This is a genomic window from Tenacibaculum singaporense, assembly GCF_003867015.1.
Taxonomy (GTDB): Bacteria; Bacteroidota; Bacteroidia; order Flavobacteriales; family Flavobacteriaceae; genus Polaribacter; species Polaribacter singaporensis.
In genome coordinates, this window is the sequence record NZ_CP032548.1 from 2,427,677 (window position 1) to 2,440,877 (window position 13,201).

Genomic DNA, 13,201 nt, shown 5'->3' on the forward strand with positions numbered 1-13,201 from the left:
TTTACAATATAACGAAGCCACTTTTAGAAGTGGCTTCGTTTTTATTCAATAGCGTTCTATTTCTTCTTAAAGGTTTTATACTTCTTTGTCCCTAAATAAGATTGCTTTTTGTTAGTACTAAAATTCCTGTAGTTTATCTCTAAAAAAAGGGAAGTATTTTCTATTTTTGTGCCTTTCAACACAACAACAAAACATGAAGTTAACAGAATTAAACGCCATCTCTCCTATTGATGGTAGATACCGTAACAAAGTAGCAAGCTTAGCAAACTATTTTTCAGAAGAAGCTTTAATAAAATATCGTGTAAAGGTAGAAATTGAATATTTCATTGCTTTATGTGAAATTCCATTACCTCAGTTAGCCGATTTCAATAAAGATTTATATGCTGATTTACGTAAAATTTATGAAGATTTTTCTGCAGAAGACGCACAAAAAATTAAAGAAATTGAAAGCGTTACCAATCACGATGTAAAAGCTGTTGAGTATTTTATTAAGGAAAAATTTGACGCCTTAAACTTGCAGAAATATAAAGAGTTTATCCATTTCGGATTAACGTCTCAAGATATTAACAATACTGCTATTCCATTATCTATTAAAGATGCGATGGATGAAGTATACTACCCAACTTTAGATACTTTAGTTTGCAAATTAGCTGATTTATCAGAAGAATGGGAAAACGTACCAATGTTAGCAAGAACTCACGGGCAACCAGCCTCTCCTACCCGTTTAGGAAAAGAGTTTTTTGTATTTGTAGAGCGTATTAACAATCAGGTTATTCACATACAACATACACCACATGCTGCGAAGTTTGGTGGAGCTACAGGTAACTACAATGCACACAAAGTAGCGTACCCAGATATCGACTGGAAAAACTTCGGAACTCATTTCGTTGAGGAGGTTTTAGGATTGCACCACTCCTTCCCTACTACACAAATTGAGCACTACGACCACATGGCAGCTTTATACGACGGATTAAAGCGTGTAAATACAATTTTAATCGATTTAGATCGCGATGTTTGGACGTATGTTTCTAACGACTACTTCAAACAAAAAATTAAAAAAGGTGAAGTAGGCTCATCTGCAATGCCACACAAAGTAAATCCTATCGATTTTGAAAACTCTGAAGGAAACTTAGGGATTGCAAACGCTATTTTTGAGCATTTAGCAGCTAAGTTACCAGTTTCTAGATTACAACGTGATTTAACGGATAGTACGGTATTACGTAACGTTGGAGTTCCTTTTGGACATACGTTAATTGGTTTTGCTTCTACCTTAAAAGGATTAAACAAGTTATTATTAAACGAAGCTAAGTTCGCTGAAGATTTAGAAAATAACTGGGCGGTAGTTGCTGAGGCTATTCAAACAATTTTACGTCGTGAAGCGTACCCTAATCCATACGAAGCTTTAAAAGGATTAACACGTACTAACGAAAAAATCAACAAAGATTCTATCGCTAATTTTATTGATACTCTAGAAGTTTCTGATGCGATTAAAAACGAATTAAAACAAATTACACCATCTAATTACACAGGTATATAATGAGATATTTACTTACTTTTTTAGTTTTATTTTTAGCTATTTCATGTACTCCAGAGAAAAAAGGAGATCCTACACGTTTTGTCCACGGAACGTTTGAAATTCCTGCTGGAGATAACTACGGAAAAACAACTATTGTAAGAAAAGATAGCTTACAAATAGAAGAATATACTAAAAAAGTAAGTATTTCAACTGACAGCTTGGTTACTGAAAAAGAAGTAAAACATATAGATACACTCTACATCAAATGGAAAAATAATTTTGCATACACTTTGCAAATGAAAAGCCCTAAAACTGATTTAGATAAAGATCCTATTTTTGTTCAAATAACTAAAGTAACTGACAGCTCTTATAGTTTTACCGCAAAAATTGGCTATTCTAACTTTAAGCAAAAAGGAACTGTATATAAAGTAAAATAAACTATGGAAATTTTCTTACAAGCTGATACCTGGGTTGCCTTGCTAACCCTAACTTTTTTAGAAGTTGTATTGGGTATTGATAACATTATCTTTATCTCTATTGCTTCTAACAAGTTACCTGAAAATCAGCAAAAAAAAGCTACTCGAATAGGTCTTCTATTAGCTATGATTTTTAGAATTCTTCTTTTATTAGGAGTTTCTTATTTAATTAGTATGAAAGACCCTATCTGGAATATTGATTTGTCTTGGTTAAAAGTAGGTGTTACAGGTCAAGCTTTGATTTTATTTGTTGGAGGTATATTTCTACTATACAAAAGTACTAGTGAGATTCACCATAAAGTTGAAGGAAGAGATGAAGCACACGCTTCAGGTAATCCTAAAAAGAGAGCTACTTTACTAAATGTTATAACTCAAATAGTATTAATTGATATTGTTTTCTCTTTTGATTCTGTTTTAACTGCTGTAGGTATGACAAATGGTATACAAGGAGCATTAATCATAATGATTATCGCCGTTATTGTCTCAATCTTAATTATGTTAATGTTTGCTACTCCTATTAGTAATTTTGTAAACAAACATCCTACAATTCAAATGTTAGCTTTATCCTTTTTAATTCTAATTGGGTTTATGCTAATTACAGAGAGTGCACATTTGTCTCATACAATAGTTTTTGGACAATCAGTTGGTGCTATTCCTAAAGGATATTTATATTTTGCCATTACATTTTCTCTACTTGTAGAAATGTTAAACATGAAAATGCGAGGGAACTCAAAAAAGCATTAAGAAAATATTAATATTATAAGCAAAAGACCTAGCAAACATTTATCTGTTAGGTCTTTGTTTTTTTTATACATTTGCAACACTACGCATGTTTAGATTAAAAAGACATATTGCACTTGTAAGTATACTTGTATTACTGTTACCTTCAGTTATACTGCTAGTACATTCCTTTGAAAATCATAAACATCCAGTTTGTTCTTCTACTAATGAACAACACTTTCATGAGCAAGAATTAAATTGTTCTTTATTTAATTTTAACTTCCAAGTTTTTTCGCTTGATTTTAACTCAAGTTATGATTTAATTCCAGTTGCTTATTTTAAAACTAGACAAAACTTACAACCGCAATTTATTCCGGTTCATCATGTTGTAAAAACCCTACCAAGAGGGCCTCCTTTTAATTTAATTTAGTTATCACATAAATTAAATTAAAAATAAATCTTAAATGAAATCAAAACGTATCATTTTGATTCTTTTGCTATTACTAAGTTATAGTAATGTAAAAGGTCAAAATTGTAAACATACATTCTCTGGTCTTGTTGAGGATTTTCACGATAAATCTCCTATAGTAGGTGCTACAGTTTTTATTAAAAACCAAAACAAATACGTCGTTACTGATTTTCAAGGAAAATTTTCAATTCCAAAGGTATGTTCTGGTAAAATTATAGTTGAAATATCTCATGTAGCTTGTGATCCACAAACTCTTGAATTAAATATTTCTGCAGACATATATAAAATTATTGATTTAGAACATCACGAAGAAGAACTAAATGAAGTTAATGTAAAAGGAGCCATTGGTTTAAAAACTAAAACAGCCCAAGAAACTCTAATTAAAACACAAACATTAGAAAAATTTAGTGGTGCTTCTTTAGGTGATGCTTTAAAAAACATTACAGGAGTTTCCTCTATTAATACTGGTAATAGTATTGTTAAACCAGTAATTAATGGTTTAAACGGAAGTAGAGTTCTTGTTTCTTTTAACAATGTTAGACTTCAAGATCAAGAATGGGGAATTGAACACGCACCAAATATAGATGTTAATGCTGCTAAAACTATTTCAGTTGTTAAAGGAGCAAATGCATTACAATATGGAGGTGATGCTATTGGAGGTGTTGTTATAATAAACCCTGTTAAAAGTGTTATTGACAAAGATACTTTATATGGTAAAAGTATAATTTCTCAACAAACTAATGGACGTTTATTTTCCGTTACTACAAGTTTGAATAAAAGCTATAAAAGTGGTTGGTTTGTTAATGGTCAAGCATCGTTTAAAAGAGCAGGTGATTTTGAAGCTGCAAACTATAATTTATCTAATACTGGGATTAACTCAAAAGCTTTTACTTTTAACATAGGGAAAAAGCAGTTTGAAAAAGGTTTTGAACTTTTTTACAGTTACCTAAGTAATGAAATAGGTATTTTAAGAGCATCTCATTTTGGTAATGTTGCCGATTTAGTTGATGCTATTGAAAGTCCAATTCCTCTTTTTATAAATGACTTTAGTTATGATATTGATAACCCAAAGCAAGATGTTACACATCATTTATTAAAAGCTGCTTATTACAAAAGGTTTAAAGGACTGGGTAAACTTTCATTACAATACGATTTCCAGTTTAATAACAGACTAGAGTTTGACAGAAGAATTGGTGATAATAAAAATTTACAAGCTGTTGATTTAGACTTAACAACTCATAATTTTAAATCTGATTTTCAGTTAGACTCAAACCCTAATCATCTTTATAAATTTGGATTAAGTGCATTATATCAAGATAATTTCCCTGATCCAATTACAAAAGTTAGACGATTAATACCAGATTATAAGAGGTTTAGCTTTGGAAGCTATGCAATTGCTGACTTTAAATTTGATGATTTAGTATTTTCCGCTGGAATTAGATATGATTTAGAGCACATTGACGCAAAAAAGTTTTATCTGCAAACTAGATGGGACAATTTGAATTATCAAAATGATTTTAGTCATATAATTATAGATCCTAATGCACCAGGTTCTCAACTTTTAACAAATCCAAAGTTTACATACCACAATGTTTCTACATCTCTTGGTTTAACTTATAATCTTGATGCTAAGAATTCATTCATTGTAAACTATGGACTAGCCAACAGAGCTCCTAACCCTTCTGAATTGTTTAGTGACGGTTTACATCACTCTGCAGCAAGAATAGAAATAGGAGATTTACGTATGCAAACAGAGACATCAAATAGATTTTCTGCTTCGTATATGTATAATAGCGATAAGTTGAATATTACTGTTGAAGGGTTTTATAATCATATAAAAGATTTCATTTATATAGAACCTACAGGAGAGGAAACAACCAACAGAGGTGCTTTTCCAGTATGGTCTTATAAACAAGTTAATGCACAATTATTTGGAGTTGATACAAATATATCTTTTCAACCTACAAATAATATTGTGTTAACAAATAAAAGTTCTCTTTTAAAAGGTAAGGATTTATCAGGTAATAGACCGCTGATAGATATTCCTCCTTTTAAAACAGTTACTTCACTAGTTTTCAAGAAAGAAAACTGGAAAAATTTTTATGCTTCTATAGAAAGCGAATTTAATGCAGAACAAAACGAGTTTCCGAATAATAACTTTCAAGCTTATTTACCGCTTGAAGATCGTTTCGTAACCGTAGATGTTAGCACTCCCCCATCAGCATATCATTTATTAAACTTTTCTACAGGATTAGATTTTAAATTATCAAAAACAAAACTTAATTTAAACTTTTCAGTAGATAATATTTTAAATGAGAGCTATAGAAATTATTTAAATAGGTTAAGGTACTTTGCTGATGACCTAGGAAGGAATTTTAAAATTCAATTAAAAATTAATTATTAAAAAACAAAAAATGAAACATATTAAATTATTAGCCGTATTATTTATTTCTGCAATCACTATTACCTCTTGTTCAGATGATGATCCAGTAGTTATTAATGAAGACGAAGTTATTACAACAATGACTATTGAATTAACCCCAAATGGTGGTGGTGATAAAGTAACTTTACAAAGTAAAGATGCTGACGGAGATGGTCCTACAGCTCCTGTTGTTACTGGTGGTACTTTAGCTGCTAACACAACTTACAATGCTGTAATAACGTTGTTAAATGAATTGGAAAGCCCTGCTGAAAATATTACTGAAGAAGTTGCTGAAGAAGCAGATGAGCACCAGTTTTTTTATAGCCAAACAGGTTTAACAAGTACTTTTACTTATGCTGGAGCAAATGACTCAAATGGAAATCCTGTAGGTATTAACTTTACCATTGCTACAGGAAGTGCTGGAACTGGTACTTATATCGTTACTTTAAGACATGAACCAAATAAAGGAGCTTCTGGAGTAAAAGAAGGAGATATTACAAATGCTGGTGGAGAAACAGATATTCAGGTGAGCTTCCCTATTACTGTTGAGTAATAAAATTGAAACTAAAATATAAGAAACTCCCCTGTTTGGGGAGTTTCCTTTTTATATAAACAAACTTTAACTTAATAAAGTTTTTAATGCTTTTCCTTTTTTAGCAATTCCGGAAACTTACGTTTAAACCGGTTTAATCGAGGAATTGATACTTTTTGCACATACGGATTCTCTGGGTGCAAACGCTCATAGTTTTGATGATACTCTTCCGCAGGATAAAACTTCTCCATCTTTTTAACCTCTGTAACTATTTTCCCATGATACATATCTTCGTTTAACTTTTTAATAGTATTTTCTATTATCTGTTTTTCTTCTTGTGTTTTATAGAACGCTATTGAACGATACTGCGAACCATAGTCGGGATGTTGTCCGTTTTTAGTGGTTGGATCGTGTGAACCAAAAAACACCGTTACTAATGTTTGGAAACTAACTTTTTTCGGATTATAATACACTGCTACCGATTCAGCATGTCCTGTTCTACCAGTTCCAATCGTTTTATAGGTCGGGTTTTTAGTATGTCCTCCTGCATATCCTGATACAGCTTCCTCTACTCCATTCACACTTTCAAAAATTGCTTCAACACACCAAAAACAACCACTTGCAAAGTAAGCTACTTTTGTTTCTGAGCTTGTTTCTACTGATACCTCTTTTAGTTTTTCTTCTTTTTTTTGTGAGAAACTTAATAACGTTACCGCTAAAACAACAGCTGTAAATACTGTTACTCCCTTGAATATCTTCATATAATTCCTATTATTTATATGTTAGTTGGTCGTACAAAGAATACAATTTTTACAATTGTTTACAACTTTAATATTTCCTTAAGAATTTTGTTTGCGTGTTGCCACTGTGTTTTCTATTTTTGTTCAAGTAAACAGTAGATTTTAATGGAACATTTTATAGTATCGGCACGTAAATATCGTCCTCAAAATTTTGAAGATGTGGTAGGGCAACAAGCCATTACCAATACGTTAGAAAATGCTATACAAAACAACCATTTAGCTCAGGCTTTATTGTTTACAGGACCTCGTGGAGTTGGTAAAACATCGTGTGCTCGTATCTTGGCTAAGCGTATTAACCAAGAAGATGCAACTACAGATGATGAAGATTTTGCTTTTAATATTTTTGAATTAGATGCGGCTTCTAACAACTCGGTTGATGATATTCGTAATTTAACAGATCAAGTTCGTATTCCACCTCAAACAGGAAAGTACAAAGTGTATATTATTGATGAGGTGCACATGCTTTCACAAGCTGCTTTTAATGCCTTTTTAAAAACCTTAGAAGAACCACCTGCACACGCTATTTTTATTTTAGCAACTACTGAAAAACATAAAATTATACCAACGATATTATCTCGTTGTCAAATTTTTGATTTTAAACGTATAGGTGTTTTAGATGCTAAAGAGTATTTAAAAACAATTTGTGCTAAGGAAAATATTACTGCTGAAGATGATGCATTACATGTAATTGCCCAAAAAGCTGACGGTGCAATGCGTGATGCGCTTTCTATTTTTGATAGAGTTGTAAGTTTCTCAGGAAATAACTTAACACGTGAGGCTGTTACTCAAAACTTAAATGTGTTAGACTACGATGTGTATTTTAACATTACCGATTTATTACTTCAGAATAAAATTCCAGAAGTATTAATAGCTTTTAATGATGTGTTAGGAAAAGGTTTTGAGGGACATCATTTTATAAACGGTCTAGCTTCTCACTTTAGAGATTTGTTAGTTGCAAAAGATCAAGCTACTATAGCTTTACTAGAGGTTGGTGATAACACTAAGAAAAAATACTTAGAACAGGCATCAAAAGCTAGTATGCAATTTTTACTCCCTGCTATAGACAAGGCTAATGATTGCGACTTGAAATATCGAGGAAGTAAAAACCAACGCTTATTGGTAGAACTTACTTTAATGCAAATTGCCTCTATCACTTTTGATGGAGCAAAAAAAAAATCTAGCAACTACATAATTCCTGCTACTTTTTTTACCTCTTTATCTCCTTCTGTTAAAAAGACTGAAGTGAAACCTGTTTTTGCAAAAACTCCTAAAAAAGCTGAACCTGTCCCAGTAACTACTACAGCTATAAAAGAAGAGGTTCCTGCTAAACCAGTTTTAAAAAATATTAAACGACGTACTTCTGCTTTATCTCTAAAGAGTTTACAACAAAAGAAAGAAGTAAAAAGTACTATTGATGTAGAGGAAAACTACGACAATCACCCAAGGACTCCTTTTACTCAAGATGAGTTAAAAGATGCTTGGAAAAAATATTATTTCCAATTACAAGGTTTTGGAGAGCGAAGTATCGCTGCCATTTTAGCTTCTGATGAACCTAAATTACAGGAAGATTTTACTATTGTTTTTTCGTTGCCTAATGACTTAATGAAGTCTCAACTTGAAAAAGGAAAACCTAAGTTATTACGTTTTTTACGAGAAAAATTAAATAACTATGGTATCCAAATTAATGTTATTGTAAATGAAACTGTAGAAAAAAAGTTTGCCTATACTCCTCAAGAGAAGTATGACAAACTGAAAGAAAAAAATCCGTTAATTGAAAAGTTAAAAAATACTTTTGGGTTAGATGTTTAAATTCTTCCCTACATAAACTAACTTCCAATCTTCTATTTTCTTGACGTTTTTCTCAAATTCTGAAATTAATAGAATTTCATTCTTTTGGCTCTTAACAAAAATTGGAATCGATTTTTGATCTCTATTAATTTCTTCAATCTTTTTCTTATAATCATCAATGGAATTGACTACTGTCTCGTGAATTTCAGGGAACTCTCTTACAGCTTCCATCAAGTTAATATAATCGTCTTCTATTGTAAACAAGTGATCTTCATCTTCATAATCCTTCGTAATAACTTCTTGTGAAGTTGCTAAACGATAAGCTCCTTGCTCTCCAAAAATTGAGGAGAAATTAGAGATTACAAACTTGTTTATTGAATCACTTCCTGTCATTGCAATTAAGTACCCTACATCATTTAATTCAATATTATCAGTTAACTCATCATCATAAATATTTACTTCAATTGATTCTAACCCTTCTTCTTTGGCTTTTTCTACATTTTCAATATTAGAATCTATTAATACTACCCTCCTTTTGTTCTCTTTTAAGTACTTCGCAATCATTCTTGCTAAGTCAGAAGCTCCAACGATCATAATTGCATTAGAACGCTCTAAAAACACTCCTACCAGCTTAGAAAACAATCTTGCTGTGGTTGCATTTAACAAAACAGTTCCTAACACTACCATAAATACTAAAGGAGTAATATATTCTGCTCCTTCAATTCCTTGCTTTAGCAGTTTACTTCCAAATAACGAAGCAATACCTGCTGCTACAATACCTCTTGGTCCTACCCAACTAATAAATAGTTTTTCGTTAGTTTTTAAATTAGATTTTGAGGTACTTAAGAATACTGCTAATGGACGTATCACAAACACAATTAAAGCAAATAAAAGCAATGTTTTCCACTCATATAATAGCGTTAATTCTTTATAATCAATATTTGCTGATAATAAAATAAATAGAATAGAGATTAATAAAACACTTAATGACTCTTTAAAATATAGAATTTCTTTTAAGTTCTTCAGTTTACTATTTCCTAGTACCATTCCCATAACCACAACAGCTAATAATCCTGATTCATGAGCAAATAATTCAGATTCTACAAACACTAATAAAACAGTAGATAAAGAAACTACATTTAATAAGTAATGTGGCACCCATTTTTTATTGATTACAAATATTAAAGCATGCGCGAAAGTGAACCCGAAAGTGGTTCCAAAAAGGATAATTTTTAAGAATTCTAACAAAGCGGTTCCTGTAAACCCAGCACCTCCACCTACACTTATAAATTCAAAAACAAGTACGGCTACTAATGCTCCAATAGGATCTATTAATATTCCCTCCCATTTTAAAACTGCTGAGACATCTTTTTTAAGCGGTATATTTCTAAGAATTGGTGTTATTACTGTAGGTCCTGTAACGATTATTAATCCAGAAAACAAGAATGATAACTCCCATCCTAATCCAAACACATAATGAGCAATTATAGCTCCTCCAAAAAAGGTAACTGCTGATCCTAAAGTTATTAATTTGGTAATAACAGGACCTATATTTTTTATTTCTCCGCGTCGTAAGGTTAAACCTCCTTCAAAAAGAATAATACTAATAGATAATGACACAAAATAGTACAGTCCATCTCCAGGAAATAGTCCTTTTTCACCATCCCAAATAGGTTCTATCCATTTACTTCCATCATCATTAAAAAATTCTGCTGCAATAGGTCCTACAAGTAATCCTATTAAGATTAAAGGTAAAATTGCTGGAATTTTAAACCTCCAAGCTACCCATTGTGCTAAAATTCCAAGTATAATTATCCCTGCTAGTTCTAACATATTTTATTTTTAAAAAGACTAAAAATACAGCTTTTAATTAAACCGTATTTATATTTATTTAATTTTTTACCTCAATAATTCTCTTTAGCTCATTACCAAAATCATCTATAACAGTTATTGTATGAACTCCTTTTTTTGGCATAACAGCTTGTTCGTGATATTGCTCTGTTATACCTATAAATTGTTTATTTAAATACCAATATACTTTTGCTTCTGCATTAGCATGTGTAAGCTTTAAAATTATAGGGTTTAACTTATTATTTTCTCCTCTTGTTAACGATATTTTTGAGGTGTATTTAGCAGGAAAAACAAAATCCATTGTATTGCTTTCCAACTGGTTACAATCTGTTCTATACTTTGGAAGTGACCTGTAATCTGCATTATTCTGCTGATAATAATAAGCCATTAGAGGGGGTAATACAAACCATGGTTTTGTTACCATGTTCGAAATTGATTCGCAATTTGAGTTTACTCTAAATTTTTCAGATATATCTACCGTTATTTCTTGATGATATGGACATGATTTAGCCTTCATTGCACTTTTTTGAACTCTTTTGGTTACTACTGAAGGACAAATTGTTTTGGCTAAAAATCCACTTTTCTCACAAATAGCAGCTTCTATTAAATCTTCATAAGGTTCTAAAAACCAATTAGATTTTGGTAACACATCAAAAACATTAAACATTAATGGAGCTGCACTTCCAACTCCTGTAAGATCTGGACGTCCCTCTCCATCAGAATTTCCTATCCATACTCCTACTACATAATTTGGGGTTACTCCAACTGCCCAAGCATCTTTATTTCCAAAACTGGTTCCTGTTTTCCACGCTATTTTTTGAGACGAATCATAATATTTCCAAGCCTGATCTGTATAAGGTCTATTTACCTCAATCAAAGTGTTTAGTGTTAAGAATGTAGCACCAGCATCTAAAATTGTGTAATCTTTTTGAATCTTACCAAAATTTGGAGTTCCTTCAAACAAAAAACTAGGTTCTATGAACTCATTTTGGTAATACTTATGTTTTAGTTCTTCATAGTGATTTACAATTCCTGCATATCCAGCAAAGGTTTTACATAAATCCCATAAACTGGCTTCTGCTCCTCCTAAAATTAATGAAAGTCCATAATAATCTGCTGATTTATTAATATCTTTAATATGATATGCTTTTAAATCTTCTCTAAATTTTTCCAATCCGTATCGCTGTAACATGCGTACTGAAGGAATGTTCAGTGAACGTGTTAATGCTTCGTTCGCAGGAACTGCTCCATCAAAAGTTAAATTGAAGTTTTTTGGTGAATATCCTGCAATTTCTGTTGGTACATCTGCGACTAATTGATTGGGTAGTAAATCTCCCGATTGCAGCATTTGCGCATATAAAAAAGGCTTTAGAGTACTTCCTGTACTCCTTGGAGCAATAATATTGTTCACATCTTTTTGATGTGCTTTATCGGTTGGAGAATTCCCTACATAAGACAGTACTTTTCTTGTTTTAACATCTAACACCAATACCGCCATATTGTAGACTTCATTTTGTTTCTGACGGAAATAATGCTGCTTTACTAAATTATTTACTTGCCTTTGTAAATGAATATCAATAGAACTTTTTACACGTTGTTCTCTATACTGTTTAGTTACTTCTTGCACAAAATGTGGTGCTACTGTAGGTAACGGATATGGTTTTTGTGGTAACTCTTCTTCAATCGCTAAATCATACGTTATTTGATCTATAACTCCTTCTTCATGTAATTTTTGTAATAATCTATTTCTCTTGTTTTTTAGTTTTTGTTGATTTTTTCCCGGATAAATCAATGAAGGAGCATTGGGCAATACAGCTAGAGTTGCTGTTTCTGCCCATGACAATTGATGCGGCTTTAAACCAAAATAACGCCACGAAGCCATTTCTAATCCAACAACATTTCCTCCATAGGGAGCATGAGATGCATAGAGGTTTAAAATTTCTTTTTTTGAGTGACGAAATTCTAATCGAGTCGCTAGTATTAATTCTTGTAGCTTTTCAAAATATGAGCGTTTTTTATTCTTTCTTGATAAGCGAATTACTTGCTGTGTCAATGTGCTTCCTCCTCGTACAACTCTTTTCGCTTTGATATTTTCTATCATTGCTTTTCCTATAGAGATAGGATTGAACCCGAAATGCTTATAGAAATAAGCGTCTTCAAATTGTAAAATACAATGTTCGAATTTTCTAGGCACAGAGTCTAACTCAGGAAATCTCCACTGACCATCGCTAGCTATTACAGCTCCTAATAATTCGTTGTTTTTTGCAGTAACAACTGTTGACGTAGGTGTTTCAAATAATTTTTTAGGTAGGCTGAAATAATAAGCAATCACCACAAAAACTGTGATGATTGCTTTAATTTTATTTTTCTTTATCAGTGGTAACATTTCTTTTTATGAAACACAATCAGCATGAACATCACTACAAGCCTGATATTCTGGAGGTAATGCCCAAAATTCCTCACACTGTGTTTCATCAAAAACTAAGCCACATTCGTAACCACCACCTACAATAGATTTTTGTTCTTTTCTATTTAAAAATTTTCCTGTTTTTAAAAACTCTTTTTTCATGATACTACTAAGATTTAAAACTGTAATTAAATCCTTGAACTTTTAGAGACACTCAAGG

Annotated in this window: 10 protein-coding genes; 6 read left to right on the forward strand and 4 right to left on the reverse strand. The window is 31.7% G+C overall.

What is annotated here, in order from left to right:
- Positions 1-193 precede the first annotated feature (193 nt).
- From purB to D6T69_RS10810, 5 genes are all read left to right on the forward strand, one after another.
- Complete coding sequence (gene purB, locus D6T69_RS10790) at positions 194-1,537, forward strand: adenylosuccinate lyase (protein ID WP_125067739.1); 1,344 nt, start codon at positions 194-196, stop codon at positions 1,535-1,537.
- Positions 1,537-1,953 (forward strand): hypothetical protein, encoded by a 417-nt coding sequence (locus D6T69_RS10795; protein WP_125067740.1) that lies wholly within the window; start codon positions 1,537-1,539, stop codon positions 1,951-1,953. Before purB ends, D6T69_RS10795 begins: the two co-directional genes overlap by 1 nt.
- 3 nt (positions 1,954-1,956) lie before the next feature.
- Positions 1,957-2,736, forward strand: coding sequence for a TerC family protein (locus tag D6T69_RS10800; protein ID WP_125067741.1), 780 nt, complete (start codon positions 1,957-1,959; stop codon positions 2,734-2,736).
- A gap of 440 nt (positions 2,737-3,176) precedes the next feature.
- On the forward strand, positions 3,177-5,585 hold the full coding sequence (locus D6T69_RS10805; protein WP_125067742.1) for a TonB-dependent receptor: 2,409 nt from the start codon (positions 3,177-3,179) through the stop codon (positions 5,583-5,585).
- 10 nt (positions 5,586-5,595) lie between these two features.
- Positions 5,596-6,156 (forward strand): type 1 periplasmic binding fold superfamily protein, encoded by a 561-nt coding sequence (locus tag D6T69_RS10810; RefSeq protein ID WP_125067743.1) that lies wholly within the window; start codon positions 5,596-5,598, stop codon positions 6,154-6,156.
- A gap of 83 nt (positions 6,157-6,239) precedes the next feature.
- On the opposite strand, the gene msrA is transcribed toward D6T69_RS10810, so the two are convergent.
- Positions 6,240-6,896, reverse strand: coding sequence for a peptide-methionine (S)-S-oxide reductase MsrA (msrA, locus tag D6T69_RS10815; RefSeq protein WP_125067744.1), 657 nt, complete (start codon positions 6,894-6,896; stop codon positions 6,240-6,242).
- Between the two features lie 144 nt (positions 6,897-7,040).
- Between msrA and dnaX the strand changes: the two genes are divergently transcribed.
- On the forward strand, positions 7,041-8,744 hold the full coding sequence (dnaX, locus tag D6T69_RS10820; protein WP_125067745.1) for a DNA polymerase III subunit gamma/tau: 1,704 nt from the start codon (positions 7,041-7,043) through the stop codon (positions 8,742-8,744).
- On the opposite strand, the gene D6T69_RS10825 is transcribed toward dnaX, so the two are convergent.
- From D6T69_RS10825 to D6T69_RS16000, 3 genes are read right to left on the reverse strand one after another with little or no spacing between them, the layout of a single operon-like run.
- Positions 8,733-10,556, reverse strand: coding sequence for a cation:proton antiporter (locus D6T69_RS10825; RefSeq protein WP_125067746.1), 1,824 nt, complete (start codon positions 10,554-10,556; stop codon positions 8,733-8,735). The two genes, dnaX and D6T69_RS10825, sit on opposite strands and share 12 nt — an antisense overlap.
- Before the next feature lie 58 nt (positions 10,557-10,614).
- Complete coding sequence (gene pbpC / locus D6T69_RS10830) at positions 10,615-12,960, reverse strand: penicillin-binding protein 1C (RefSeq protein ID WP_125067747.1); 2,346 nt, start codon at positions 12,958-12,960, stop codon at positions 10,615-10,617.
- Between the two features lie 6 nt (positions 12,961-12,966).
- On the reverse strand, positions 12,967-13,143 hold the full coding sequence (locus D6T69_RS16000; protein ID WP_164506717.1) for a hypothetical protein: 177 nt from the start codon (positions 13,141-13,143) through the stop codon (positions 12,967-12,969).
- Positions 13,144-13,201: the final 58 nt, after the last annotated feature.